This is a genomic window from Chrysosporum bergii ANA360D (assembly GCF_029891735.1).
Classification (GTDB): Bacteria; Cyanobacteriota; Cyanobacteriia; order Cyanobacteriales; family Nostocaceae; genus Umezakia; species Umezakia bergii.
Genome location: NZ_JANQDH010000022.1, coordinates 1 through 26,948, shown reverse-complemented (window position 1 = coordinate 26,948; position 26,948 = coordinate 1). Strand labels below are relative to the sequence as shown.

General features: G+C 39.6%; 23 protein-coding genes. 11 read left to right on the top strand and 12 right to left on the bottom strand.

What is annotated here, in order from left to right; translation table 11 throughout:
* The coding region (locus NWP17_RS03340; protein WP_280653492.1) for an RNA-guided endonuclease InsQ/TnpB family protein at positions 1 to 469 on the top strand (469 nt) is incomplete at its 5' end.
* On the opposite strand, the gene NWP17_RS03335 is transcribed toward NWP17_RS03340, so the two are convergent.
* Positions 440 to 1,105 carry a bifunctional 4-hydroxy-2-oxoglutarate aldolase/2-dehydro-3-deoxy-phosphogluconate aldolase gene (locus tag NWP17_RS03335; protein WP_280653493.1) on the bottom strand — a complete coding sequence of 222 codons (666 nt, stop codon included), beginning with the start codon at positions 1,103 to 1,105 and terminating at the stop codon, positions 440 to 442. The genes NWP17_RS03340 and NWP17_RS03335 overlap by 30 nt on opposite strands.
* Before the next feature lie 236 nt (positions 1,106 to 1,341).
* Between NWP17_RS03335 and NWP17_RS03330 the strand changes: the two genes are divergently transcribed.
* Positions 1,342 to 2,688: an erythromycin esterase family protein gene (locus tag NWP17_RS03330; RefSeq protein WP_280653491.1), complete on the top strand. Its 1,347-nt coding sequence runs from the start codon at positions 1,342 to 1,344 to the stop codon at positions 2,686 to 2,688.
* A gap of 56 nt (positions 2,689 to 2,744) precedes the next feature.
* Complete coding sequence (locus tag NWP17_RS03325) at positions 2,745 to 3,230, top strand: Hsp20/alpha crystallin family protein (RefSeq protein ID WP_280653490.1); 486 nt, start codon at positions 2,745 to 2,747, stop codon at positions 3,228 to 3,230.
* Between the two features lie 186 nt (positions 3,231 to 3,416).
* Here the strand turns inward: NWP17_RS03325 and NWP17_RS03320 are convergent, their stop codons facing one another.
* Positions 3,417 to 4,988, bottom strand: a complete 1,572-nt coding sequence (locus NWP17_RS03320; protein ID WP_280653489.1) for a hydantoinase B/oxoprolinase family protein — start codon at positions 4,986 to 4,988, stop codon at positions 3,417 to 3,419.
* Positions 4,989 to 5,030: 42 nt separating this feature from the next.
* Here NWP17_RS03320 and NWP17_RS03315 point away from each other — a divergent pair, with 42 nt between their 5' ends.
* The 4 genes from NWP17_RS03315 to NWP17_RS03300 all read left to right on the top strand — a co-directional run bounded on the left by NWP17_RS03315 (position 5,031) and on the right by NWP17_RS03300 (position 8,400).
* The gene (locus NWP17_RS03315; protein ID WP_280653488.1) at positions 5,031 to 5,195 is read left to right on the top strand and encodes a hypothetical protein; all 165 of its coding nucleotides are present in this window, start codon (positions 5,031 to 5,033) and stop codon (positions 5,193 to 5,195) included.
* 96 nt (positions 5,196 to 5,291) lie between these two features.
* A complete protein-coding gene (locus NWP17_RS03310; RefSeq protein WP_280653487.1) occupies positions 5,292 to 6,227 on the top strand; it encodes a hypothetical protein in 936 nt (311 codons plus the stop codon).
* Positions 6,228 to 6,354: 127 nt separating this feature from the next.
* The gene (locus tag NWP17_RS03305; protein ID WP_280653486.1) at positions 6,355 to 6,921 is read left to right on the top strand and encodes a YdcF family protein; all 567 of its coding nucleotides are present in this window, start codon (positions 6,355 to 6,357) and stop codon (positions 6,919 to 6,921) included.
* Between the two features lie 255 nt (positions 6,922 to 7,176).
* Entirely contained in the window at positions 7,177 to 8,400 is a 1,224-nt protein-coding gene (locus tag NWP17_RS03300) for a glycosyltransferase family 4 protein (protein WP_280653485.1), read from the top strand.
* 300 nt (positions 8,401 to 8,700) lie between these two features.
* Here the strand turns inward: NWP17_RS03300 and NWP17_RS03295 are convergent, their stop codons facing one another.
* The 6 genes from NWP17_RS03295 to NWP17_RS03270 all read right to left on the bottom strand — a co-directional run bounded on the left by NWP17_RS03295 (position 8,701) and on the right by NWP17_RS03270 (position 16,725).
* Positions 8,701 to 9,768 carry a glycosyltransferase family 2 protein gene (locus NWP17_RS03295; protein WP_280653484.1) on the bottom strand — a complete coding sequence of 356 codons (1,068 nt, stop codon included), beginning with the start codon at positions 9,766 to 9,768 and terminating at the stop codon, positions 8,701 to 8,703.
* 100 nt (positions 9,769 to 9,868) lie between these two features.
* Positions 9,869 to 11,026 carry a glycosyltransferase family 4 protein gene (locus tag NWP17_RS03290; RefSeq protein ID WP_280653483.1) on the bottom strand — a complete coding sequence of 386 codons (1,158 nt, stop codon included), beginning with the start codon at positions 11,024 to 11,026 and terminating at the stop codon, positions 9,869 to 9,871.
* Positions 11,027 to 11,034: 8 nt separating this feature from the next.
* Positions 11,035 to 11,823: a glycosyltransferase gene (locus NWP17_RS03285; RefSeq protein WP_280653482.1), complete on the bottom strand. Its 789-nt coding sequence runs from the start codon at positions 11,821 to 11,823 to the stop codon at positions 11,035 to 11,037.
* A 71-nt stretch (positions 11,824 to 11,894) separates the two neighbouring features.
* A complete protein-coding gene (locus tag NWP17_RS03280; RefSeq protein ID WP_280653481.1) occupies positions 11,895 to 12,893 on the bottom strand; it encodes a hypothetical protein in 999 nt (332 codons plus the stop codon).
* A gap of 220 nt (positions 12,894 to 13,113) precedes the next feature.
* Positions 13,114 to 14,496 (bottom strand): flippase, encoded by a 1,383-nt coding sequence (locus NWP17_RS03275; protein WP_280653480.1) that lies wholly within the window; start codon positions 14,494 to 14,496, stop codon positions 13,114 to 13,116.
* 36 nt (positions 14,497 to 14,532) lie between these two features.
* On the bottom strand, positions 14,533 to 16,725 hold the full coding sequence (locus NWP17_RS03270; protein WP_280653479.1) for a GumC family protein: 2,193 nt from the start codon (positions 16,723 to 16,725) through the stop codon (positions 14,533 to 14,535).
* Positions 16,726 to 17,568: 843 nt separating this feature from the next.
* Here NWP17_RS03270 and NWP17_RS03265 point away from each other — a divergent pair.
* Positions 17,569 to 18,981: a sugar transferase gene (locus tag NWP17_RS03265; RefSeq protein WP_280653478.1), complete on the top strand. Its 1,413-nt coding sequence runs from the start codon at positions 17,569 to 17,571 to the stop codon at positions 18,979 to 18,981.
* On the top strand, positions 18,978 to 19,970 hold the full coding sequence (galE, locus tag NWP17_RS03260) for a UDP-glucose 4-epimerase GalE (protein ID WP_280653477.1): 993 nt from the start codon (positions 18,978 to 18,980) through the stop codon (positions 19,968 to 19,970). Before NWP17_RS03265 ends, galE begins: the two co-directional genes overlap by 4 nt.
* Here galE and NWP17_RS03255 read toward each other — a convergent pair whose 3' ends face one another.
* The gene (locus tag NWP17_RS03255; protein ID WP_280653476.1) at positions 19,971 to 22,070 is read right to left on the bottom strand and encodes a hydantoinase/oxoprolinase family protein; all 2,100 of its coding nucleotides are present in this window, start codon (positions 22,068 to 22,070) and stop codon (positions 19,971 to 19,973) included.
* Positions 22,071 to 22,320: 250 nt separating this feature from the next.
* Here NWP17_RS03255 and NWP17_RS03250 point away from each other — a divergent pair, with 250 nt between their 5' ends.
* Together NWP17_RS03250 and NWP17_RS03245 are read left to right on the top strand one after the other, a co-directional pair.
* Positions 22,321 to 24,210, top strand: coding sequence for a transketolase (locus NWP17_RS03250; protein WP_280653475.1), 1,890 nt, complete (start codon positions 22,321 to 22,323; stop codon positions 24,208 to 24,210).
* 74 nt (positions 24,211 to 24,284) lie between these two features.
* Positions 24,285 to 24,518 carry a hypothetical protein gene (locus NWP17_RS03245; protein WP_280653474.1) on the top strand — a complete coding sequence of 78 codons (234 nt, stop codon included), beginning with the start codon at positions 24,285 to 24,287 and terminating at the stop codon, positions 24,516 to 24,518.
* Between the two features lie 184 nt (positions 24,519 to 24,702).
* Here the strand turns inward: NWP17_RS03245 and cysC are convergent, their stop codons facing one another.
* From cysC to NWP17_RS03230, 3 genes are all read right to left on the bottom strand, one after another.
* Positions 24,703 to 25,257 carry an adenylyl-sulfate kinase gene (gene cysC, locus NWP17_RS03240; protein WP_280653473.1) on the bottom strand — a complete coding sequence of 185 codons (555 nt, stop codon included), beginning with the start codon at positions 25,255 to 25,257 and terminating at the stop codon, positions 24,703 to 24,705.
* Positions 25,258 to 25,332: 75 nt separating this feature from the next.
* Positions 25,333 to 26,175 carry a sulfotransferase domain-containing protein gene (locus NWP17_RS03235; protein WP_280653472.1) on the bottom strand — a complete coding sequence of 281 codons (843 nt, stop codon included), beginning with the start codon at positions 26,173 to 26,175 and terminating at the stop codon, positions 25,333 to 25,335.
* Positions 26,176 to 26,459: 284 nt separating this feature from the next.
* A partial coding sequence (locus NWP17_RS03230; RefSeq protein ID WP_280653471.1) for a transposase occupies positions 26,460 to 26,948 on the bottom strand: 489 nt, incomplete at its 5' end.

Genomic DNA, 26,948 nt, shown 5'->3' with positions numbered 1-26,948 from the left:
CAACCGTATCTCTGATACCAGAAAAGATTTTTTGCATAAGCTATCAACCAAAATAGTTAAGGATAACCAAGTAATTGTTTTGGAAGATTTGAATGTGTCAGGAATGCTCAAAAACCGGAGACTATCTAGGGCGATTAGCCAACAAGGGTGGCAGCAATTCAGAACTTTTTGTGAGGCTAAATCTGAGAAACTTCAAAGGGATTTCCGAGTAATTGACAGATGGGAACCTACTAGCCAGATTTGCTGTTGCTGTGGGTATCGTTGGGGCAAGATTGACTTGTCTGTTCGCTCAGTGTTGTGTTTAAATTGCAACACTCTTGCAGACAGAGATGAGAATGCTGCTAAAAACATAAAAATGGTCGGCATGGGGCATCGGCACGACCTAAAATGGACAGGGAGTGACTGTAAGACTGTTTCGGCTGCGAGTTACTGTGAACTGTCAAGAATCACCGACCTTCAAGGTCGGTGAGTATGTCAATAATCGCTGTGTGAGTTGATGGGCGTGGGATGCGATCGCCTGCCAATTTCCTTGGTTAACAAGTGTTTGAGGAAATAACTTCCCACTCAACCCCACCGCCATCGCCCCGGCTTGGATAAATTCCTGGGCATTTTCCAGAGTTACCCCCCCAGTAGGTATCAAGGGAATCTCACCCAGTGGTGCTTGTAAACTTTGAATATAACTAACTCCCCCCACCGCTTGCACGGGAAACACTTTTACACAGCTAGCACCCAGAGTCCAAGCGCTAACAATTTCTGTGGGAGTCAAAGCACCGGGGATAATGGGGACATCCTTGGCTACTGCGGCTTGAATCATAGCCGCATCAACATGGGGTGTAAACAGAAATTGCGCTCCAGCAGCGATAGCGTTTTGTAGTTGCTGGACATTAAACAGCGTACCTGTGCCAATCATACAGCCTGGTAATTCCGCACGTAGTTGAGTAATTAATTCCCCTGGGCGATGGCTATTCCAGGTAATTTCAATCAGCCGCATTCCCCCACATACCACAGCCATGGCCATTTTTTCAGCCAACCTCATATCAGAGGCGCGGATAACTGCGATCGCTCGGTGTTTTTGCAACTGGGATAACCAAACTTGATCAGGCATTGATTTGATAGAGAAACTGAGTCCTAAATATTCCCAATTTATCAACACTGACAAAGTTAAACTAGCTCCTCCCATAGGCGGATCCATAGATTTAGTATCATGCAACCTTAGCCAGATGGAATCAAAAGTGGAAATTTTTAAGCTGAACTTAGTAAGATACCAAATTTAACAGGTGTAAAACCATATTGTATTGTATTTCACTTTCCCCCGTGCGAGTATGTCCATAAGTAGTTCCTATGCTTGACGCAACTATCACCAATGTAGTGGATGCGGTGCGTGCCCATGCCCACAGATTAACAGGGGCATATCAAGACTACGACCCTTTGATGAATTTAATCGGCAATGCGCGTTTTGTCTTGATTGGAGAAGCCTCCCACGGAACCCATGAATTTTACCAGCAACGGGCAGAGATTACCAAGCGCCTAATTCAAGAAAAGGGGTTTACAGCCGTAGCGGTGGAAGCGGATTGGCCTGATGCCTACCGAGTCAATCGTTACGTACGTGGTATAAACGATGATCCAACACCAGCAGAAGCACTCTTAAATTTCCAACGCTTCCCCCTATGGATGTGGCGGAATATAGATGTAGTTAATTTTGTGGGCTGGTTACGGGAATACAATGATACCTTACCTCAAAATGCTATCAAGGCTGGCTTTTATGGGTTAGACCTTTATAGTATGTATGCTTCCATAGCAGCAGTTCTCGACTACCTCGATCAAGTTGACTCGGAAGCCGCCCAACGGGCCCGTTATCGTTATTCTTGCCTAGAGCATTTTGGCCAAGATGCCCAAAGCTATGGATATGCCAGCAGTTTTGGAATTACCAACTCCTGTGAGGAACAAGTAATTAATCAACTGCAAGAACTACAAGGTCAGACCGCCCAATACACCCAACCAGATGGACGAGTGAAAGCTGATGAGTTCTTTTATGCCGAACAAAACGCTCGATTAGTAAAAAATGCCGAGCATTACTACCGCTCCATGTTTCAAGGGCGAGTATCTTCTTGGAACATACGCGATCGCCACATGGCAGAAACTTTAGACCAGCTAGTGGCACATTTAGACCAACAAGGTCAACAAACCAAAGTTGTGATTTGGGAACACAACTCCCATTTAGGCGACGCACGGGCTACTGATATGGGGTCAATGGGTGAAGTGAATGTTGGTCAATTAGTGAAAGAACGCTATGGCAATGATGCTGTAAATATCGGCTTTACAACCTATACAGGAACCGTCACCGCAGTTTCTCACTGGGGGGAAATGGCTCAACTTAAACAAGTTCGTCCCGCCTTACCTGGCAGTTATGAAGCCCTATTTCATCAGACTGAAGGACCGCAATTTTTACTCAACCTCCGGGAAGAGAATCAAGCAATTGTAGGTCTACGACAGCCAAGGTTAGAAAGGGCAATTGGTGTAATTTATCTACCAGAAACTGAGCGTGTTAGTCACTACTTCCATGCTTGTCTCCCAGAACAATTTGACGCACTGATTCACATTGACGACACCAAGGGAGTGCAACCTTTAGACCGGTTTCCTACTTGGGAACTGCGTGATGCGCCAGAGACTTTTCCCTCTGGGCTTTAGACATCACCAAGCTGCTGAGTTTTAAATACTATTACAATTCATTGGAGGTAAAAATCATGGTATTAAGTCGCTGGGAACCTTTTAGAGAAATAGAAACCATCCAACGGCAAATGAACCGTCTACTTGATCAAATAGCAGGCCCCACCGAACCAGGGGAGATCATCAGCGATAGACTGACATTTGTACCCCCTGCAGAAATCGAAGAAACTTCTGATGATGTTAAGTTGTGGATGGAAATTCCCGGCATTGACCCCAAAAACCTAGATATAAAAGTTGCCACAGATACCGTTTCCGTCACTGGTGAACGTAAATCTGAAGTTAGGGAAGAAGAAAGAAGAGGTATGCGCCGTTCAGAATTTCGTTATGGCAGATTTCAAAGAGTAATTCCTCTACCATCTCGAATTCAAAACGATAAAGTACAGGCCGATTTCAGCAATGGTGTTTTATGTCTCACCATGCCCAAAGCGGAAGAAGAAAAAACCAGAGTTGTCACCATTAACCTATCAGGACAAGAGCAGAAAGGACAAATTTCTGGAGGTTAGTCCCCAACCCCAGCCAACAGTATAAACTTTTAATTTGTGTAGTGCGGGCATCTTGCCCGCTGATTTAGCTGTCAGCTGGACACTCCGCTTCCTAAAGGATCGGGGATATTGAACAACAGCGCCATTGAAAACACGATAATTTTACCCACCCAGAAGCCCTCCAAGCCCAGAGAAAAAAATAGCAAATCAGGAGACCAAACCAAACCCTCCTCCCCCTGGGGTTTCAATCACAAAAACATCCCCAGGCTGCATTTCTACTGTGGCGGTACTTGCTAAGTTCTCTCTGCTTCCATCTGGATGTTGTATCCAGTTATGTCCTACTTTTCCCGGTTCCCCTCCATTTAATCCCAAAGGAGGAACCAAGCGATGGCCAGACAGAATATTTGCTGTCATAGCTTCTAAAAACCGAATGCGGCGAATTACGCCATTACCACCGCAATGTTTACCTTTACCTCCGCTATGGGGACGCAGGCTAAAACTTTCCACTAAAACAGGATAACGGGTTTCTAAAACTTCTGGGTCAGTTAACCGGGAGTTAGTCATGTGCGTATGCACTGCATCAGTACCATCAAAATTAGCTCCAGCACCGGAACCACCACAAATAGTTTCATAATATTGATAATCCAGATTGCCAAAAGTAAAATTATTCATTGTTCCCTGAGAACCAGCCATTACACCCAACGCACCATATAAAGCATCCACAATGGTTTGGGAGGTTTCAACGTTACCCGCTACTACCCCAGCCGGATAGGTGGGATTAAGCAAACTGCCAACAGGAATGATTATTTCTAGCGGCTTGAGACACCCAGCATTGAGGGGAATATCATCTGCTACTAAAGTGCGGAAGACATATAAAACTGCTGCTTGCGTAACGGCTTTGGGAGCATTAAAGTTACTTTTTATTTGTGGAGATGTGCCAGTAAAATCAATGGTGGCGCTGCGATTTTCTCGGTCAATTGTGACTGTAACTTGAATTTTTGCGCCATTATCCATATGATAAGTGAATGAGCCGTTTTTCAGTAGGTTAATTGCTCGTCTCACTGATTCTTCAGCATTGTCTTGGACAAATTTCATATAAGCTTGTACTGTGTCGATGCTGTATTGACTAACCATTTTGCGGAGTTCTTGTACTCCTCTTTCATTGGCTGCTATTTGGGCTTTAAAATCTGCAATGTTTTGGTCAGGGTTACGGGCTGGATAGGGATGATTGGTCAGTAATTCTCTGACTTCAATTTCCTGGAATTTTCCTTGTTTCACTAACAGGAAATTATCAAATAAAATGCCTTCTTCTTCTATTGTGGTACTGTGGGGAGGCATGGAACCGGGAGTAATACCACCAATATCGGCTTGATGTCCACGAGCAGCAACGTAAAATAAAGGTGTCGAAGATGCCATATCATCTTCTAGAAAGACGGGAGTAATTACTGTGACATCCGGGAGGTGAGTACCTCCGTTGTAAGGATTGTTAGATAGGTATACATTTCCTGGTTTAATATTGTCTTTTTGGTCATTAATTAAGCTGCGGACACTTTCACTCATTGACCCTAAATGTACGGGAATATGGGGGGCATTGGCAACTAATAAACCAGAACTATCAAAAATTGCACAGGAAAAATCTAAGCGTTCTTTAATGTTTACAGATGCGGCTGTGTTTTGCAGCACAATCCCCATTTGCTCGGCAATAAATTGATAAAGATTTTTAAAAATTTCCAAGCGGACAGGATCGGGTTGACGTGTTATGTGACGTGTTATGTGCATTTGATATATTGGGTTAAAAGTTAAGAGTTAAAATTATATAATATGAAATCTAATTGTAAATTAATTAGGTGGGTGTTGGCGATCGCTTTTGCTCAAGTGCCAACACCACAAGCTGTTTTTGTCTTGGGGTGGGCAAAACCAAAGTCTGATTACTTCAAACTATCACATGAAGCGGGCGCAGGCCATAGCAACTATGATTTCTGGTAGTCAAAGTATTGCAGTTACACCTTTAGAAGTTCCTTCACCCAGACAGCCATTAGTCATCACTACTGATTTACTTACACTCTAAACATACCGCCATCTATGACGAAAAATCCATTTGACCAATTTTCTAAACAATTCTTCACCGAATTTCTATCTAGCTTGGGCGAAGTGCGAATCAACTATGAGATTCCCGGTGAACCAAGATTTGTAGATATTTGGTTTACACCCCTTACCCCAACGCCAGATCAACATCAAGAAAACTTAGGCATCTTAACCAAGATAGCAGCAACCCCTTGTTTACTAGAACCATTTCGCAAGCAACCAACAGAAAGAGAAATTCGCAGTTGTTTAGCTAAACTATTTCATTTAGAAGCAGATTTACACCGCCAAGCCAAGCGAGAAGCAAAAAGCATTCCCGAACAAGATTTACCAAGATTATGGATTATTGCCACTACTTGTTCAGATAAGTTGTTAGATAAATTTATGGCCAATGAAGATGAAAATTGGCTTCCAGGTATTTACTTTCCCTCAAAACTGCTTTTAACTGGAGTGATTGCCATTAATAAGTTACCTTGTATACCAGAAACTCTCTGGTTGAGAATTTTAGGTAAGGGAGTTATTCAACAAGCAGCGATTGAAGAATTAATGGCTTTGCCAAAAGATGATAACAAGCGCTATACTATTTTAAAGTTATTAGCAACTTGGAAGATTACTATGGAAATAAGTAATGAAATGGATGTTGAAGAAAGGGAACTCATGATGAACTTAATGCCAGCTTATTTAGAGTGGGAAAAAGAAACTGAACTAAGGGGATTAGAGCGCGGTAAGGAAATAGGTAAGGAAATAGGTAAGGAGCAGGAGAGACGGCAAACTGTCGAAAACTTCCTTTTATCCAAATATAAGGTTATAGATGAAGAATTAGCAACAGTTATTGAACCGATATTAAATTTATCGTTCCCGGAATATATTAGTTTGCTGTTGCAGGTGTCGAATTTGTCTCGTGAGCAGTTATTAGAAAGATTTAGGAAGTTTTAAGTGAACCAACGTGAACAGTCAACATCTTTTTGACAAAAAAATAGATACAAATGTAAATAATCGTATTGTAGTGCGGGTATCCTACCCGCTAATGATGTACCTCAGTAGGGCAAAATTCGCATATAGTATGAAATCTAAAGGTAAATTAATTCCCTGGGGTTTAGCGATCGCAGTGGTGTTAGCGAGTATTATTCCGGTGAGAATAGCGATCGCTTTTGCTCAAGCGCCAACACCACAAGCTGTTTTTGTCTTGGGGGGTGATTCTGCCAGGATGAAGTTTGCAGCCAACTTTTGGCAATCTTACCAGAATTTAGATATTTGGGTTTCTGATTTCGCTAGCAATTTAGATGGGAATCGGGAGATATTTTTACGGTCTGGTGTTCCCCATCAACAGTTATATTTGGATGGTAGAGCAACTGACACGGTTACTAATTTTACAACTTTGGTAAACAAATTTGCAGAGAGAAAGTTAGAGCATATTTATTTGATTACTTCTGATTATCATATGAAGCGGGCAAGGGTGATTGCCACTGTTGTGTTGGGTAGTCGAGGGATTGTGGTTACACCTGTGGCTGTACCTTCATCGGGTGAAGAACCAGAATCTCTCCTGCGAGTTTTGCGAGATGGGGGGCGATCGCTCTTGTGGATTTTTACCGATAGAACCGGGGCTAGTTTTAATCCTAAATTAGAGTAAGTCAAAGTATTGCAGTTAAACCTTTGGAACTTCCTTCACCCAGACAGCCGCCAGTAATTACTACCGATTTACTTACACTTTAAACATACCGCCATCTATGACGAACAGTCTATACTATTTCAAACTGCTGTTGTTGAAAATTCTTAACCATTAATTTCTATCAATTTACTTTCTCTCCATAAAATCTAGGCACGAACCTGAATAACTAGCAACTTGGGTTACTATGGGGTATCAAACTGAGGAAAGGTAAATAAAATGAAAATTCTCCACATCAACCAATCAGATACTGACGGGGGTGCCGGTATAGCTGGCTACCGTTTACATCAAGGATTATTACAGCAAAAAATTGATTCTAAACTGCTGGTTGGTATTGTTCAAACCGATGATCAGCGTGTAGCGGGGGTAATTAGTAAATACTACATGGACAAACTACTTTTCCTTTTGAGTAGCAGTTTAGGGTTGAATTATACTCTCATGATTAGTAGCTTTGATATCCCCCAGCACAAATTTTATCAAGAGGCAGATGTTGTCAACTTTCATAATCTGCACACTGGTTATTTTAACTATTTGATTTTACCTAAACTCACAGCATCCAAGCCGGCGATTTTCACTCTGCATGATATGTGGAGCTTTACGGGACATTGCGCCTATAGCTATGATTGCCACAGATGGAAAATTGGTTGTGGTCAATGTCCTTACCCGGAAACCTATCCAGCTATCAAGCTGGATAACAGTCGCTGGGAATGGAAACTGAAAAATTGGGTTTACAGTCAATCCAATTTGACTATTGTCACTCCTAGCCGATGGTTAACAGAGCAAGCCCAAGCTAGTATGCTCAATCGCTTTCCCATTCATCACATCCCCTATGGCATTGATACCACGGCTTATCAACCCTTAGACCCGCAGTTATGTAAAACTGTTTTAGGTATTCCCCAGAATAAAAAAGTGCTGCTGTTTGGTGCAGCAACTCTCAAAGACACGCGCAAAGGTGGAGATATACTGTTTCAGGCCTTGCAACAATTACCTGAAAATCTTAAAACAGAAATTATACTTTTAACTTTGGGGAATGGTGGGGAAGCCATGGCATCAGATCTGGGAATAGCTACCCTAAACTTAGGATATGTGAGTAGCGATCGCTTAAAATCTGTGGTTTTTTCGGCAGCAGATTTATTTATCTTTCCTACCCGTGCGGATAATTTACCAGTGGTATTACAAGAAAGCATGGCTTGTGGTACGCCAATGGTATCTTTTAAAATAGGTGGTGTACCTGATTTAGTGCGTCATAACGTCACTGGTTATCTAGCCGAACCGGAAAGTGCTAAAGATTTCTGTAACGGTATTGTCACTTTATTGGCAGATGAACCATTACGGCAAAAAATGAGCGCAAATTGTCGAAATATAGCTGTGACAGAATATCCTTTGGAGTTGCAAGCAAAGCGGTATATAGAAATATATCAGCAAAGCTGCTTTGCACTATAGTAATATAAGTTGAGGGATTTCATCGCTTTTTTACAAGAATATAGAGAATAGAAACAGAGGTATATCCGTGGCGAGCAAGACTTGTACTGAGCGTATTTATAGTCTGCTCGCACTGGTATATCCGTAGATAGCAAGAGTTGCTGTTGCAGGTGTCGAATTTGTCTCGTGAGCAGTTATTAGAAAGATTTAGGAAGTTTTAAGTGAACCAAGGTGAACAGGCTACATTGTTTTGACAAAAAAATGTAGCTTTCGCTTGGGTGTTAGTGTGTACTACTCCGGTGAGAATAGCGATCGCTTTAATTACCAACCACTAACCCTAAAAAACCTGTGTCTGATTAACTGATAGCAATAACCACAAGAATGAGCTATGGGCATAGTTAGGATAACTATACCACAACCAAGCCAGCGAATCAGAAATGAAGGGATTTTATGTTGGTCCCCCCGCCAAATTTCCTCATCAAAGTTTTTGTTATGCCTTAAGCCAGTTCGCAAGCTTTCCATAAAAGGCAAAAACACACCGAGCAAAACTAATATTTGTACAAGTACCCTGAGTTGCGGAAACAAAAAACCAATTAAGAAGAAGATAACTGATATGGATAACACCATAAATGGTATCATGCCCCTAATTTGCGACTTAATAGGATGTTTAGTAGTTGTTAAGTAGCGACCGCGACCATATTTAAAATACTGCATCCACAGGGATTTCCATGTTTTTCTGGGATAGTACCAAACCCGAATTTTAGAACTTATATAAATTGCTTTAGGATTAATATTAAGTAATTTTTGATTTAACTCAGCATCTTCATTACAGATGGCTGATGTATCGAATCCGCCAACATCAAGTAATGGCTGCCTCCAAAAACATCCTATATATACTGTATCCGCATAGCCATCATAATCAGGGTTCCTATATTTAGCTCCTCCACTACCCAAAATACTTTTAGAAGCTAAAGCTACACCAGCTTGAAAAGCTGTTTTAGCAACAAAACGCTGCGCCCCACCAACATTCAAGGCTTGAGAAGATAATAATGCTTCCACACACTTTTCAATATAATCAGGTGCATAGTCTGAATGAGCATCTGCTCTGAGAAAAATATTACCAGCACATTCCTGTAATATTAAATTTAGCCCTGCTGATTGAACTTTTAAGGGGTTGTGTAATAGCTTGACTCTAGCATCTTGCAATGCCAGATTTTTCACAATTTCTGGAGTTTTATCTGTGCTACCACCATCAGCAACGAATACTTCTATGAGATGGGGATATCCTGTTGACAAAAATCCCTTCACTACCCGCTCTATATTCCCTGCTTCGTTATAGGTTGGTATTGCTACTGTTAGTTTAGGATGGGGTGTATTTGTAGGCATCATTTGTTGGTTTATAACTTGGGTAGGTTTTTCTTGAGTTGACAAATTTAGTAGTTATATTAGACAAATGCGGTATCATCATAACATTACAACTGCGTAAGTTTCATCGCATCAGCCAATTAACCATATTCTTAACAGCTAACTCTGGGTCAAGATGAGAATTAAAGGATGGAGTTGGTAAAAAGCGATCGCGCATAGTTTTACCTGTACTATATATGAGCTTAATTGCTTGCCAAAGTGAATCTAAATCATTGCCACTAAATAAAATTCCATTGACACCATCTTTAACCATTTCTCCGTTCGCCCCAACGTTGCTGGCGACAACTGGTACTTTTTCACCCAGAGCTAAAGCAATTGCTGCACTTTGAGATATTTGTCTGTAGGGAGCTAAAACAAAATCTGATAAATTGAGAACTGCTAAAAGTTCTGAGTAACTATAATTACCTATTTTCAGGAAAACTTTACTACTATCAATTCCTAATTTTTCTACACAAGTTTGATTCGACTCTAGAGTCCATCCCGCACCTAAACGTCCCAAGACAACGCCGTATACATCTAGTTGGGCTAAGGTTTGATAAAATATATCAATGCCGTGATCTAAATCAAGTCTAGATACATAAGCCACAATTGGTTTATCCTCAGACATCTGTTTAATCTGAGATGCCAACTCAATATTTGGCTCAATTTTATCTAACATAGGATGAAAGTGAGGATGAAGCATTACATGAGTTTTCTCAAATTCCACATTAAACCGCGTTAAAGCTTCATTACGCATATGTTCTGAAAGAAATATTAATCTATCAAATGAGGTAAAAAACTTATCATTTTTACTGGTTTTTCCAAACCAGGATAACTGTCGTTGTTTATCCTCAAAATTATGAACTAACATATTTACACTTTTGGCTTTTTTTCTAAGTTTGTTGAGACCAATTAGTTCTAATCGTGGCAAAGAAACGCCAGATGAATACAATAAAATCGTATTATCATCTAATTGACCTGCTATTCTATTAAAGCTACCATAATATTCTAAAAGTATCTGTAACTTTTTAAGCGGATGCACTTTCCCCAGATGCAAGGAACTAAAATTCCTAAAGAAAGGTCTAAAAGGAACCATTTCGCTTAATTCCATTTGGTTTCTGTTAGTTGTGATGACTTGGAAGTTGAAGCTGGTATTTAGACTTTGTTGATAAATTTCCTCTGCAATGAGTTTCAAGGTTTGCGCGTCTCTATTAATTGGGTCAAGCCATATAATTGAATTCATCTTTCCTATTATCTCCAATATGATTTATTGTTTAACTTCATAATCAATCTTTCTATTAGCTTATTTTCAAACAAACGTATATAAATCCTTGGTAGAGATAGAGCATAGTTTTGTTGGTTTGTAGATTCGCTTAATTTTATCATAGTGCTGCTAGCGCGGGACATCCTAAATCGATATCTTGCAGAAGGTACTCTCACCAAAATAGTTTTACTAGCAATTTCGATGATATGTTTTTGGTCAGCATCTAATCCGCTATTTAAACTATAGGGATGGGATTTTTCCACAGCAGTAGAATAAATAGCATTGGGGTGAAATATAAGAGGGACTTCTTTTTGAAACGCTGATATAAAAAAAGGAGGCTTCCTAGAAAAAAGGATTTGAGAGTCTTCATTGATAAAATCAACAGTACCATATAGGAGGTAACTTTGATTATCTTTTAATTGTTCCATTACTTGAAACATTTCTGTTAAAAAATATTCGTCTATTTCATCATCAGAATGAACATACATGACATAAGGTGATTTCACTAAGGAAACTGCATAATTAAGTGCATCATATATTCCTGCTGGTTGTTTACAGAAAACTAGGGTAGACGGTGATACTTCTTCAATTATGTCCTTTGTAGCATCTTGAGAAAATCCATCTATCACCAGATGAGATACTTTAAACCTGTGGAGGTGATGACAAGAGTTAATAATTGACTCAAGACATTTTGTAATGTACTGACAAGAATTATAGGTTAAAGTTATAATTGTTATGTCTGCATTTTCTAGATTGCAAAAATTAAAATTCTTCATTTTACACATCATATAAAAAAATCCAATGCTCAATTTAAAAATCTTCAGACAGCTTAAACATTTATAATCTTTTAAAATTTAAATAAATGAGGACTGAAAACAATCATAATAACTGTATACAATATGAAAGGAGATGTAAATACTATAAATAATAGGAATTTTTTAATCTGGGTCATAGATACTGAAAATGCTAAAACTTGGATAGTGAAAACATAGTAAACAAACCTCCTACCTAATTCAATGAGACCAGGTGTATGAATTGAATAATAACAAATGGCATATCCAATCGAACCTATAAAGTATAGAAATATTACTAAATTTAGGGAAAATAATTCTTTACTAAGGTTACTATAGGTAGTATTTTTACGATTTATTATCAGCATTAGAAAATCAAAAAAGAATAAAACTTGAATAAGTATTACATTCTTACTTTCAAACACAAAATTATAAGTGTTTAATGCATATTCGTAATTTGAATATCTTGAGATTGTTTCATATAATGAAAGCCGCATAAAACTGAAAGATGTGGATAAACTATAAACAAAATAGAAAAATCCTATTGTTAAAATAGTATAAAAAGTTATTTTAACTAATTTTTGCATCAATGTGGGAGAATCAGAGATAAATAATTGTAAAACAAAGATGAATAGTACAATCAATGTAATAAGTGAAATTGAAGAATAATGAGATAAAAATGATAAAGTTCCAAAAATAAAAGCAATTACAAGATTTTTCCAATTAAATTTTAAATTTTGACGCTGAACAGTTAAATTTCTTATGTAGATAACGACAAAAGAAAGACATATAATAATCCATGCTGTAGACAACAACTGCCTAGATTGATTTAAAATAAACTCTCCAAACAGTGCTGGTAAAACTGCTATAAAAGATATTGTTGGTATCCAAATATTTTTTCCAACTACAGTTTCAACAAAGTTGATTATGGATAAGAAAAATAATAATACTATACTAGAGTGCCAGATAAAAGCTCCATTATCAAAGTCTTTAAATAACCACAAAGAAGTCATAGAAATAGGCTCATATTGTATGCTTTCTAAAGTTTTGTACACAGAAAGTGTTGATATACTATTAAGTAGGGATTGGAAAACATTAATGTCATGTGTTTCTCTTGTACCAAAGTAGTAGAAAGGAAAAATACAGCAGCATAATAATACTTTGGTAGTTTGGTAAAAAATTTTATCCAAGCGAGGCAAGCAAGATATGATTATACCGACAAATAAGAAGAACAAAAACATAAACATAATTTTTTACTCATCCTATAGTATTCAATTATAAAGATATATGTTGGATAAACTTTATTAATAATTGAATCACAATTTTTACTCCTGTGCAAAAAAAATTAAAAGGTAGAAGGCAATTAATCTGTAATTTTAAGAGTTTAAGAGTTTTGGCATGAGTAATATTACTTAAAAATGAAGCAATTGCTTGAGAAATAACAGTAGCTATCGCTGCACCAACCCCGGTATAAGCAGGAATTAATAATAAATTTAACAAAACATTAGTAATTGCTCCCATCAAATTTCTCCGGAAAGCAAGGTGAGTTAAACCATCGGCAATAAACCAAGAGTTGGTAGCAAAACCCATAAAAACAAACAAAGAACCCCATATATGAATTGCTAAAATTGCTCCTGCGTCTGCATAGCTATTACCAAAAAGCAATGTGATAATTCTATCAGATAGAAACGACATTGGCACAGCAATGGCAAAAGAGATTAGTACCAACATCTGAAGTAATTTTTTGATTTTCCCATAATAAAGCTCCTCACTGACCTCTTTGGCACTATAAATTCCTGGAGCTACCGAGGAAGAAATAGCCATGGGGATGAAATACCAGACTTCAGAAATCCTGGCTGCTGCTGAGTAAAGACCTACAGCACCAGCGCCAACCATTTCTCCTAACATAATCTGGTCAACTTTCATATAAATCATGATGGTTAAACCAGACAAAACCAGAGGCAAACTTTCTTTCAGTAAACTTTTAGCAATTTTTGGACTCCAATGCCAGGATATTGAATGACCATTCATCCTATAAGAGATGATCAAACCCACTGCTCCGAATACAATTTCTGCTAGTCCAGCCCCGGCGAAAGCAATTAATGGTGCTTGTATTTTAATTAAAGCAACTTTTGTTAATGCAGTGACAATAAATGCTGTATTTTTAGCCAGTACGGTATATTTAGACTGTACTTGAGACTGAAACCAGATGTCAAGTGTATCAAACGCCAGAAAAATTCCCCCACTTGCCAAAATAGCCACTAGAATCACAGTTAGGTGGTCATCATGACGCAATAAAAAAATACAGCTAACTGTGACCAATATACATCCTATGCCACCCAATAATTTTAACCATAAAGTCGTCCCTAAAATTTTGTCCTTGATTTCAGGCTCACGGACTAGAGAACGGACGACTAAGCCGTCTAACCCCAACTTGGTTAAGGGATAGAATAGAGCTACAAAAGCAGTGGCATAGTTAAAAATACCAAATTGTTGTACCCCTAAATAACGTGCCACCCAAACACCCACAAATAACCCAACACCCATGCGAAGAATGCGGTCAAGAAATAGCCAAGCTATATTTTGAAGAATTGCCAACCTTCCAGAAACAAGGTTATCAAGCAAAGAGAACAGATTTTTTTTGTATTTGTCTAGCATTAGGCGCAAGTATTGCAAAAGTTAAATACCATCGAATTAAGATTTTTTCAACCATTTACCTGCGAATTCTTTGAATTGAGACTCAACAGTCTGCTGTTTCCCATTCCTATTGTTGGCATGATAGTAATGGTTATTGTAGTAATAAGTACCATCACCAGGTACAGCATTGACCACCATACCCAACACCGACAACTGTGAATTTTCTAACAGTCCCTTTGTAGTCTTAATAGCACCAGAATTAACAACACCAGGGCGAGCGACTAACAGTATTCCATCTGCCATTTTGCCAATAATTGAAGCATCCCCAATAAATGTTAAAGGCGGTGTGTCAATAATCACGCAATCATAATCCTTAGAGGCTTGTTGTAGCAATTCCTGCATACTTTTTGAGTCTAATAATGCTGCTGGGTTAGGGGGTAGTGTTCCGGCAGTCAGCACATCCAAATTTACCAAAGCTTCGTGACGACTCTCTGTTAAATTAGCCTGCCCCACCAGAACATTACTTAACCCCATCAAATTGGGCAGTTGCCATACTTCCTGTTGACGGGGGCGGCGCATATCTCCATCAATTAGCAGCACTTGTTTTCCCATCTGGGCTGTGGCCACGGCTAAATTAGCTGCCACAAAAGACTTACCCTCACCAGGTAAACAACTGCTGACCACAATCACCTTTAATTCCTTGTCAGACAGAGTAAAACCAAGGTTAATTTGCAGCATTTCAAAAGCAGTATTAACCGATGAATAGGGATTATTTAACAATGGTAATTCAGTGCTACCCTCATCACGAATCATCTTAGGCACTTTGCCCAACACAGGATAATTGAACAACTCCTCCGCTTCTGCGGCTGTCTTCACAGACTTGTCGAGAGCATCTAACAATAAAGCCGAGCCAAAAGCCAATAATAATCCTAAAGTTCCTCCTAGTGCCAAATTCAATTTAATGCGAGGAGAAACGGATTTTTCCGGCAATAAAGCCTGAGAAACAATCCGAGCATTACCCACATTCTGGTTTTCTAGCACCTGCACTTCCTGGAGTCGTTTGAGCATTTGTTCATAGGTACTTCGTGCCACTTCTAGCCGTCGTTGTAACTGTAGCTGTTGTTGTTCCAGTTGGGGTAAGATTCTTAGGCGTGCTTGGTCTTGCTGAAATGCCTTTGTCAAGACAGTAACTTGATTTTCTAATCCCAAGCGTTCCACTTCCACTTGCAGTAAATTAGCAGTTAAGCCTTGCTTGAGTTCTCCTATTTGTAAATCTCGCTCTGGAACAAACTGGGAAGTACCTAGAGTTTCAGCCACTCTTCCTTCTAACTGTGCTTTGAGAGCTTGTTCCTTGTTTGACAAATTAACAACTACTGGATGTTCATCTGTCAATCTTGTTCTCTCCACGGCCAACTGTTCTTGAACTTTCTGGTATTCCGACAGCACTTGTTGTACTGCTCTTGACTGACTTAAACTGGTAAGTGCCGTGGCCTCCCGTGCGTTCAATGCCAATTGATTTTGTAAAGCATCAGAACGGCTATTAGCATCTATCAACTGGGCTCGCAGCAGTGTGATCTGGTTCGATATTTGATAAAGCCTTTCAACCCCTTGTTTAGCTTCTTCTTCTAAAAGTACAACATCATATCTTTCCTTAAACCGACGCAGTGCTAATTCTGCTTCTGTAACTTGGGTCTCAACCATGGGTAATTGCTTGCTTAAAAATTCCCTTGCTGCCGTAGCCTGGGAACGGTTAGTCATCACATTATTATCCAGGTAAGCAGACATCAATTGGTTGATGACCGCCTTGGCTTGTTCAGGATCAACACTACGGTAAGAAAGCTGCAAAACATCCGTACCCCTGATAGATTTGATGTTTAATTGCAGCAAAAGATCATCTATTGTTAAAGGTTCGCCTTCCTGATCCTTTAATTGCAAGTCAACAATGGTTTTTTGAATCAGGGGGTGAGAGCGAATAATTTCAGCCTGGGTTTCTAAAGGGTTAGAAAGATTGGTCACTCCACTGAGTTCTCCTACTGCTTCACTGACCCCTGTTAAGGAAGAAACACTGCTTTGCTTATCGAAAATTAGTTTACCCTCGGCTTCATAAATCGGCTTCTGACTAAAAGTAAAAAGTGCTGTGATGCCAAAAACTGACCCCATAATGGCTGCTATGAGCAACCATCGTCTTTTTACGGTCAGCCAGTACTGTTGTAAATTAATTTCTTCTTGGTCTTCTTTATAGGAGGGCATAAACTATAACGCTGAAATTATACAAGTTGATACAAGCTTAAATCGCCCTATACCGGAAATAAATCAAGCAGTATACGGCAATTAACTACAGATGTGGGAACGTATCCATTTTTAACTAGAGGATAGCACTTAGTCAACTAATTTCGATCTGCTTCACAGATTATCCTGTTTTCAGAAAAACGGCAACATATTTTTGTAAAATCTGTAAATCGTATTTGCACTTGATTATTTTTACTCGTGTTTCTACCCAGGAACATATACTTTCGGCAAAACCCATGTAATTAACATCAGCTTTACGTAAAGAAACAAAATATACTAAAAACATATCTTAATCACCTGCTAATGTCTTGTCTGGTCAGAATTAAAGTTATTTAAATACAAGAGTTTTACCGTAATCAGCACCATGATATAGCGAATTTGTTACTGTCAGTATACAGTAACAAATATTATTAAATATAATATTAAAATACTTAAGGATTAAATAATGCTTTTGCCCAGAAAGGATATTATCTAAATTTAATCATACCAATTATTTGTAAAACAGTAATCAATTTGACTTCTATGTAACACCATCACGTCTAGAAACAAGGCACTAAAGCTAGGTTTTATCAACGATATCTTTACAGAAAAAACATATTTTATGTGTTTTTACTAGGAATAATATTGAGCATGAGAGTATAGACGCACAAAAAACACAATAAAAAATCAGTAATATTTACATATCTATAAGTTTGTAAATGTAGGATACATAAGTGTTGTATGGAAAAATGTAGTAAACACCACCCTTCATTATGGGATTCTGGACTTACTGCAATGATTTCGGATATGGAATAAAAAACCTAAATGGCTACTAATATCACGTTTAGCAGAAAGAATTTGCCTGAAACTCAGAATTTCCTGCCCCAAAATATTATTTCTCTCCTACTGCTATTAGGGGATATTTTGGGGTTGCTCGTGAGTTTATCTATATTCCGATGGTTGAAAGGAGGTGAAAATCTGAATGGTTTTGATCCTTCCATGTATTTATTTGCTGTCTTACTAATGACAGGGCTGTATTTAGCAGATACTTACCATCCAGAAAAGCAAATATCAGGTCTACGTGCTCCAGCCCGCATTTTAATTAGTAATGTTGTTGCCGGCTGCATGATCGCTGCTTTGATTTACCTTACAGGTCCTGGTAATACAGGGCTACTTCTGCAACGAGGAACTTTACTTCTCAGCTTGGCACTGTTCACTATCTGGGCTATGGGTTCAAGAATATGGGCCGCAAAGTGGACAAGAGCGCAAGCTCAAAACAGTCGTTGGTTAATTTTAGGGGCAGATCAAAAAGCTATCCTCTTTGGCCAAAATTTTCTAGAACAAAAATCATTAGGCTCTTTGGTTGTTCTGACCAACCCAGGGGAGAACATCAATGACTTACTAAAAAATCATCGAGTGTCTACAGGTACTGTGAGTGACTTACCCCAATGGAGTCAACAACCTTGGTCTGGAGTGATAGTAGCCACAGAATTATCTGATGCACAAATACAGCATCTGATTCATTTACGCTTATCTGGCATCTCCATTTACAGGATTCCCGATATTTGCGAAACCCTATGGTACAAATTGCCTTCATCTTTCCTGGATCGCAACTGGCTGGCCTTTGGTAATGGCTTTAATTTAGCGGCCGATGGCATTAGTCAGAGGATAAAGAGGTTAACAGACATTATTTTGGCGTGGTTATTACTGGTGTTTTTATTTCCCCTGATGTTGGTAGTGGCAATAGCTATCAAGTTAAATAGTCCAGGTCCTGTGTTCTATACACAAATGCGGACTGGTCGGGAAGGTAAGCCTTTTAGGGTGTACAAATTCCGCTCCATGTATCAAGATGCAGAAAAACGGGGGGCACAGTGGGCTGGCAAACAAGATCCTCGAATTACTAAAGTGGGGCGGTGGTTACGCCTGACAAGAATTGATGAATTACCGCAGATTGTGAACGTTCTCCGGGGAGAAATGAGCCTGATCGGCCCGCGTCCAGAAAGACCAGAATTTGACCTCAAGCTGCGAGAAGAAATTCCCTACTATGACTTGCGTTATTTAGTCAAGCCAGGAATTACGGGCTGGGCCCAGGTCATGTACCCCTACGGATCATCAGTGGAAGACGCTTACGAAAAATTAGCTTATGATCTGTACTATATCAAGAACTACTCCTTAGCTTTGGATCTAGCGATTTTCTTCAAAACCATTCGAGTGGTAATATTAGGCAAAGGTAGATGAATAAAAAAGTCTTAGTTACGGGTGGAGCAGGATACATTGGCTCCCATGTGGTTCGTAAGCTGGGTGAAACAGGTTACGATGTTGTAGTATATGATAATTGTTCTACAGGTTCGCCCAGTGCAGTACTACATGGTGAGTTAATAGTTGGGGATTTAAAAGATGTAGCACGCCTTTCCCAGGTATTTTCTCAGCACGAATTTACGGCAGTTTTACACTTTGCTGCCAGTGTGAATGTACCCGAATCTGTTTCTCGTCCTTTAGAATATTATGCTAATAACACCGGCAACACCCTAAATCTACTCCGTTGTTGTCAAAAAACAGGTGTGAAGCAAATGATTTTTTCCAGCACTGCTGCTGTGTATGGACAACCGGAAACAATTCCTGTGACTGAAGATACACCAACTTTACCTATTAACCCCTATGGTAGATCAAAACTGGCTTGTGAATGGCTAATTCGTGACTATGCCAATGCTTCTGATTTGCGTTACGTTATCCTCAGATATTTTAATGTTGCCGGAGCGGAACCAGGTGGGCGATTAGGGCAGATGTTAAAAGACGCATCTCATTTAATTCGCGTTACCTGTGATGCTGCACTGAAACGGAGAACAGAAGTCAAAGTTTTTGGTACAGATTTTCCCACACGAGATGGCACAGCCATTAGAGACTATATTCATGTTGAAGACCTAGCAACAGCACATTTAGATGCTTTGACCTATTTAGAAAAAGGTAACGAAAGTCAAGTTCTCAACTGTGGTTATGGACAGGGCTACAGTGTCCGTGAAGTTATCCAACGGGTAAAGGCGATTTCTGGGGTGGATTTTCCAGTAATTGACACAGCACGTCGCCCTGGTGATCCTGCCTGTGTCATCGCTGGTGCTGATAAAATCAGTAAACTATTGGGTTGGCAGCCACAATATAATGACTTAGATCAAATTGTGTCTACTACCCTAGCTTGGGAAATGAGTCATAAAAATTTGGTGTTAAATTAACTAAATTAACTTGAGTAACATTAAATGATTACGTAGAGTTAATTTGGCTTGCCACTGAGGTTCAACAACTATGGTGCTGATTTTCTCCCCAATAATGGCAGGACCATCAATGATATCTTCTGGTTGTAAATCTTCTCGTTGATAAACGGGTGCATCATACCATTGGTCAAATGTAAATGTTCTGACTGTCGCTACAGGTTTGGGTGCTTGGTTTATCGGGCGGGTACGTATGATTAAGGGTTCTGGGGGTGTATCTATTTTTTGAATAACTTCCACTGAAGCGGAGGCAATAATCAAAGGTTTGTCTGGTTGAATGAAACCGTAGCGAGATTGATGTTCAAGCTCAAATTCCTGTCGCATTAATGCTATGTCTGAGCTAAAATGGGTGTTTAAGGTGGAATTACTACCCTCGTATCTTAAATTGACCTTTTGCACCACCAACTCTTCAATATTTACCCCTGCTGGCGTTAATTCACTTTTAGCTTGGGTTTGTAATGTGTCCATTAGTTGCTGTAGTTGAGGCATTAACTCTGGGGTTAAAGGTTGTTCTACTCCCCCTTCTCTCATGGTACGGATATCAGCTAACCCCATCCCATAGGCTGATAAAACCCCAGCGTAAGGGTGCAGAAATATCTTTTTTATCCCCAATGTATCGGCAATTAAACAAGCAACTTGACCCCCCGCACCACCAAAACAACACAGGGTATATTGGCTAACATCATAACCCCTTTGCAGACTAATTTTTTTAATGGCAGTTGCCATGTTTTCTACGGCTATGGCTATAAATCCAGCTGCTACTTGTTCTGGTGTCCGATAATTGCCAGTACTATCTGCAATTTCTTGGGCTAATTGGCTAAATTTCTCAATCACAATATCTTTATCTAAAGGCAAGTTACCATCTAAGCCAAACACAGAGGGGAAGTATTGGGGGTTAATTTTGCCTAACATAACATTGGCATCTGTCACCGCTAACGGTCCACCGCGACGGTAACAAGCGGGTCCGGGATTTGAGCCAGCCGATTCTGGCCCCACTCGATAAGTGGAACCATCAAAACACAGAATTGAACCCCCACCAGCAGCAATGGTATGAATGGCTAATACAGGGACTCGCATCCGCACCCCAGCAATTTCCGAATCTAATTGGCGTTCATACTCTCCCTTAAAGTGGGCAACATCTGTACTAGTTCCTCCCATGTCAAAGGTAATCACTAACTCACAACCTGCTCTTTTACTGCTTTCCACAGCACCCACAATACCCCCAGCCGGGCCACTTAAAATGCTGTCTTTACCTTGAAATTGATGGGCGGCTACTAACCCCCCATCCGATTTCATAAACATTAACTTGACTTGGGGTAACTGACTGGTAACTTGGTTGACGTAGCGACGCAAAATCGGGGTTAAATAAGCATCTACAACTGTTGTATCCCCCCGACTAACTATTTTCATTAACGGACTAACTTGATGAGATATAGATATCTGGGTAAACCCGATTTCTTGGGCAATTTGGGCTACTTGTTGTTCGTGGTAGGGATAGCGATCGCCGTGCATAAAAACTATGGCACAACTGCGAATCCCTGTATTGTAAACTGTTTGTAAATCCTGTTTAACTTGTTGAATATTAACGGGGATTAATTCTTGACCATAGGCATCATAGCGTTCTTCTACCCCAATCACTTGTTGATATAACATAGTTGGTAAAACAATATGACGGGCAAAAATATCAGGACGATTTTGATAACCAATTCTCAGGGCATCTTCAAAGCCTTTAGTAATCAAAAGAACCACGCCATCCCCTTTTCTTTCTAAGAGTGCATTTGTGGCTACTGTTGTCCCCATCTTCACCACTTCTATAGCTAGTGTAGTAATTGGTTCATGGCTACCCATACCCATAATATCCCTAATACCTTGAATAGCTGCATCTTGATATTGTTCGGGATTTTCTGACAATAGTTTGTAGACTATCACCCATTGTTGCTCAACAAGAGGGACAGTTAAAAAGCGCTGGGGATGTTGAGCAATTTTATCTATAATTACCTGGTCATCGGTGACAGCAACTATATCTGTAAATGTACCGCCTCGGTCAATAAAAAATTTTATCATAATATATATAGTACTACTATTTGATTTATTTTTGCTTCCCCGGTCTCCCCTGCTTTATTTATATAACCAGAGAAAGAAAGAGTAGTTATTCCATTAGCCAGAAGTTATTAAACCCCTGACTATTTAAAGTTAACCAAGGAAGAGTGAAACACCTCCAAAAGCCATCTTACTGATTGACAAACTACCACCCATAACCAAACTACAGTAGTTTACACGTCTTTAAACCACATTTTCATTTAGGAACATTATTATGACCACACAGGAGCAACTGCAACAATGGCACGAACTGGGACAACAGTTGCGCGTTGATAGTATTCGCATGACCACTGTCGCAGGTTCCGGTCATCCTACCTCATCCATGTCACCGGCGGATTTAATGGCGGTTTTACTCTCTAAGTATCTCCGTTATGACTTTGACAATCCAGAACATCCCAATAACGATCGCTTAATTTTTTCTAAAGGTCATGCCGCCCCCCTACTGTATAGTATGTATAAAGCAGCTGGAGTGATTACTGATGCAGAATTGCGATCGCTGCGGCATTTTGGCAGTCGTTTAGAAGGTCATCCCACACCCGTTTTACCTTGGGTTGATGTAGCCACAGGTTCTCTAGGACAGGGATTACCCATTGGTGTAGGCATAGCTTTAGGGGGTAAATACTTAGATCAACTACCTTATCATACCTGGGTGCTACTGGGTGACAGTGAAACTGCCGAAGGCTCAGTATGGGAGGCATTTGATCATGCAGGACACTACACCCTAGACAATCTCATTGCCATTATTGATGTTAATCGCCTGGGTCAACGCGGTCAAACTGAATTGGGTTGGAATACTCAAGCCTATGCCAACCGTGCTAAAGCTTTTGGCTGGCAAGCTATTGAAATTGACGGTCATAATTTAACCGAGATAGATCAAGCATACAGCGCCGCGGTGGCTGTGAACGATCACCCCACAGTAATCATTGCCCGCACCAAAAAAGGTAAAGGTGTAGCAGCTTTGGAAGATTTGGGTGGTTGGCATGGCAAAGCCTTAAAACCTGATGATCAGGAACAAGCCATCGCCGAGTTAGGAGGTGAACGGCAGATTATAATTTCCGTCGAGAAACCAGAACAACAAGAACAACCAGCCAGCATAAGTAATCCTCAACCGTTACAGCTACCCACATACAACCAAGGCACAAAACTGGCTACAAGACGGGCTTATGGTGATGCTTTGGTAGCATTGGGAGCCGCACACCCTAATGTGATTGTTCTTGATGCTGAAGTAAGTAATTCAACTTATGCAGAAGACTTTGCCGAAACCTATCCAGAACGCTACTTTGAGATGTACATTGCTGAACAGCAAATGGTAGCAGCTGCGGTGGGCTTACAAGTAAGAAAATACAAACCCTTTGCTTCTACCTTCGCTGCTTTCTTAACTCGTGCTTACGACTTCATCCGAATGGCGGCTGTATCCCGTGCCAACATTAAGTTAGTCGGTTCTCATGCTGGAGTATCCATTGGTCAAGATGGTGCTTCACAGATGGGCTTGGAAGACTTAGCCGCATTTCGCGCTGTGTGGAGCAGTATTGTACTTTATCCCTGTGATGCCAATCAAACAGCTAAATTAGTGGCGCAGATGAGCGACCTTAATGGCATTGTCTATCTGCGTACCACCAGAGAAAGTACACCCGTGATTTATGATGCTCATGAACCATTTGCCATTGGTGGGAGTAAAATCATTCGCAGTTCAGACCGAGACCAAGCCGCGGTAATTGGTGCTGGTATCACAGTCCATGAAGCACTCAAAGCCTACGACCGACTGAAAAACGAAGGTATTACAGTCCGGGTAATTGATGCCTACTCAGTCAAACCCATTGACGTGCAAACACTACATCAAGCAGCGCGAGACACCAACGGTAACTTAGTGGTTGTGGAAGACCACTGGATAGAAGGGGGATTAGGCGCTGCTGTCCTAGATAGTTTTGCAGGGACTAGCGATCAAACTATTTATGAAGGTCCGCAACTGCGATTAATCAAACTAGCTGTACAGGATATGCCAGGTTCGGGTACACCCCAGGAACTACTTCATGCTGCCAAAATTGATGCTGATGCCATTGTAGAAGCGGTGAAATCCCAAGTTAGACAGCAAGTAATTGTCTAAATCTTTCTGAGGATAGGAGTTAATTACAAAAGCAATAGTTACCTTAGAAACTACTGTAACCAGGAGTTAGGAAAATGCCTGACAAGTATCATACAGGAACTAAAGACGAACACTTTAATTTGATTAGTGTATTGTACCACGCCCTCAAGTGTTCTGCTTGCTGTGAAACATATATCCAAGATGCAGAACAAGCAGGCGATCGCGAACTGGTACAATTCTTCCACAACATCAAACAAGAAAATCAGAATACAGCCGAGCGAGCCAAAGAGTTGTTAGCCAAGCGCACTGAGCAACTTGTGGCCCACTAGATAACGGGGGACTGGACGCTGGTGACCACACCTTGCGTCCCTACCTTACCAAAGGATTTAACAAAGATCCGCGAAACTCCCCATCCCTTTGAGGTAACTATCCCAGAGGAAGGGTCAAGAATCTCAACCTACTGCTAGGGATGCAGAAACCCCAGCATCATAGCACCTCAGTCCTTCTCGGTACTTACAAAGAAGCAGAGGATAGAGGTGAATCACTACACAAAATATCAAACTGTTCTAAAACTTTTGCTACACTTTGTTGCAAAGTTTCTTCAGCACTTAAACATTCCACTTCTGGTTTCAAAGGTGGTTCATAGGGATCATCAATACCTGTGAAAAACTTGATTTCACCCTGGCGAGCCCGTTTGTATAAACCTTTGACATCACGTTCTTCACAAGTGGCCAGTGGTGCGTTGACATAAACTTCAATAAAATTACGACCAACTTTTTGGCGAACTTCTTGCCGTGTATCGCGATAAGGCGAAATAGCAGAGACTAATACTATTACACCATTTCTAGTTAACAACTCAGCAACAAAACCGATTCGCCTAATATTTTCATCTCTATCTGCTCGACTAAACCCTAAATCTCTTGTGAGATTTTGGCGAACTACATCCCCATCCAAAACCTCTACTTTCAGTCTACGTTCACGTAATATTTTCGCCACTTCACTGCTAATAGTCGTTTTACCAGCACCGCTCAATCCAGTGAACCAAATTGTTGCTCCAATATCTGCCATTGTTAACTCCTTTATATTCTCATTAGTAATTTATTTTCAATCTTATTTTGAATCTAAATATTTTCCCAACTAAAGTTATACTTCATACCCCAGCCAGCGTAACTCATCTTTGCATTGTAAACGTATATATTGTTCTGCTTCTTCAATTTCTTCCTTATTATCAAAATAGGTTCCCGTGCTGCCTTTTACAAACCTATAATCTTGGTCATATCGGACCTTGAATCTCAAATCATTTTCTCTAAGCTGTGTTTCCAAAATTTTCATATTGTCAGCACTTGACCTTTGAATTGCTTCCTCGAAGATATGTTTTGGCAAAGCATCAATACCAAAAACATCGTATATTTTTTGAACATAAACAATTGCGTCTTCAACCAGGTTTTCATAAGAAACAAAAAAGATTCTTTGGTCTACATCTGAAGCAAATAACCATCCTTTTACGTGTTCTTTCCAAGACTCTATTCCTGTTTCGGAATCTCTTATAAATTCAGAAAATGTCATTTCATTGGAAATAAATTTATAACCTTTACACATACGATAGTAAGATTTCATTACACTCACTGGATGCCTATAAATATAAATTACTCTGTGAATATAGCGATTAATCCTTGTGTGGCTTTTCAACAGCTTTCCTGCAAAAATAGGTGAGTAATAGCTGGATGGATAGCCAAGGTGTCTATCAGATATAAATGACTCAAGGTTACCAAAAGTTATTCGTTTTTTGCATTCCGAAATTTCCGTAGAATTTAATATTTCAATGTTAGCTATAATGTTAGATAACCAAGTCACACCTGATTTAGGAAACTCTACAAGAAATAGGTCACTTTGTATGGGTATATATTCCCTTTTAATTTTTAATACACCTTCTTTGATGGTATCATTTATTGTTATTTTAATTAGCCTTTTCAACGATTTAATCATTTTTGTGCATTTTTTTACTTATATCCAAATAACCATTATACCACATTGTGTTAATAATGTCGAATATTGTTACAAAAATTTACTTGCCCAGATCAGGTTTCTCATGGATCATTCCCGATTGCTATATTCCTATTTAATTTGTAGAAGTACTCATGTATGATGATAACAGGACTTACGCAACTGGCACAGGCGATCGCTATATTATAGTATTTCTGTACTGCAATAAGTGACACAACTAGCACAAATAGTGGGCGGGCTTCGCGGTAGCAAAGCGACAAATTGAATCAAACCAAACACATAGAAATACTTGGGCGTTTGAGTTGCTCAATTAAATAATTAGAAAGCAATTTCTGCTTGATTTGATAAATAGTTTGACCAGTTCTATAGGCTAAATTCTTTAACCTAACCCAAACCAACATAGCACAAGCAATATGATTTAGTTGCAGTCTAGCTTTACGACATTGACAAGATTCAATGCCAGTTAATTGTTTAATTTCCCGATGAAACTCCTCTATTTTCCAACGAATTTTACACACCTGTTGTACAACATCCGTAGAACTTTGAGATAAATCGTTAGTTACGACGTAATCCGTTCTGTTGGTAGTAACAGTAACCCGGAATAGTTTCACTTTTTTATTAGCGGGAAACCCTTTAATCTTTATTATTTTACCACATTCTAATTCTTCTTCACTCCATTGTAATAATTCAATACGTTTATATTTTTCTTTGCCAAAAGTATCATCAACTAAACGATTATCCTTTAAAGGACAATA

What these genes read in the sequence shown, in the direction of transcription:
- NWP17_RS03285 (WP_280653482.1), bottom strand. Translation starts at nt 11,823, where the DNA reads ATGAAGAATTTTAATTTTTGCAATCTAGAAAATGCAGACATAACAATT.
- NWP17_RS03310 (WP_280653487.1), top strand. Translation starts at nt 5,292, where the DNA reads ATGACGAAAAATCCATTTGACCAATTTTCTAAACAATTCTTCACCGAA.
- cysC (WP_280653473.1), bottom strand. Translation starts at nt 25,257, where the DNA reads ATGGCAGATATTGGAGCAACAATTTGGTTCACTGGATTGAGCGGTGCT.
- NWP17_RS03290 (WP_280653483.1), bottom strand. Translation starts at nt 11,026, where the DNA reads ATGAATTCAATTATATGGCTTGACCCAATTAATAGAGACGCGCAAACC.
- galE (WP_280653477.1), top strand. Translation starts at nt 18,978, where the DNA reads ATGAATAAAAAAGTCTTAGTTACGGGTGGAGCAGGATACATTGGCTCC.
- NWP17_RS03265 (WP_280653478.1), top strand. Translation starts at nt 17,569, where the DNA reads ATGGCTACTAATATCACGTTTAGCAGAAAGAATTTGCCTGAAACTCAG.
- NWP17_RS03275 (WP_280653480.1), bottom strand. Translation starts at nt 14,496, where the DNA reads ATGCTAGACAAATACAAAAAAAATCTGTTCTCTTTGCTTGATAACCTT.
- NWP17_RS03315 (WP_280653488.1), top strand. Translation starts at nt 5,031, where the DNA reads ATGAAATCTAATTGTAAATTAATTAGGTGGGTGTTGGCGATCGCTTTT.
- NWP17_RS03255 (WP_280653476.1), bottom strand. Translation starts at nt 22,070, where the DNA reads ATGATAAAATTTTTTATTGACCGAGGCGGTACATTTACAGATATAGTT.
- NWP17_RS03270 (WP_280653479.1), bottom strand. Translation starts at nt 16,725, where the DNA reads ATGCCCTCCTATAAAGAAGACCAAGAAGAAATTAATTTACAACAGTAC.
- NWP17_RS03245 (WP_280653474.1), top strand. Translation starts at nt 24,285, where the DNA reads ATGCCTGACAAGTATCATACAGGAACTAAAGACGAACACTTTAATTTG.
- NWP17_RS03330 (WP_280653491.1), top strand. Translation starts at nt 1,342, where the DNA reads ATGCTTGACGCAACTATCACCAATGTAGTGGATGCGGTGCGTGCCCAT.
- NWP17_RS03325 (WP_280653490.1), top strand. Translation starts at nt 2,745, where the DNA reads ATGGTATTAAGTCGCTGGGAACCTTTTAGAGAAATAGAAACCATCCAA.
- NWP17_RS03305 (WP_280653486.1), top strand. Translation starts at nt 6,355, where the DNA reads ATGAAATCTAAAGGTAAATTAATTCCCTGGGGTTTAGCGATCGCAGTG.
- NWP17_RS03235 (WP_280653472.1), bottom strand. Translation starts at nt 26,175, where the DNA reads ATGATTAAATCGTTGAAAAGGCTAATTAAAATAACAATAAATGATACC.
- NWP17_RS03335 (WP_280653493.1), bottom strand. Translation starts at nt 1,105, where the DNA reads ATGCCTGATCAAGTTTGGTTATCCCAGTTGCAAAAACACCGAGCGATC.
- NWP17_RS03320 (WP_280653489.1), bottom strand. Translation starts at nt 4,988, where the DNA reads ATGCACATAACACGTCACATAACACGTCAACCCGATCCTGTCCGCTTG.
- NWP17_RS03295 (WP_280653484.1), bottom strand. Translation starts at nt 9,768, where the DNA reads ATGATGCCTACAAATACACCCCATCCTAAACTAACAGTAGCAATACCA.
- NWP17_RS03250 (WP_280653475.1), top strand. Translation starts at nt 22,321, where the DNA reads ATGACCACACAGGAGCAACTGCAACAATGGCACGAACTGGGACAACAG.
- NWP17_RS03300 (WP_280653485.1), top strand. Translation starts at nt 7,177, where the DNA reads ATGAAAATTCTCCACATCAACCAATCAGATACTGACGGGGGTGCCGGT.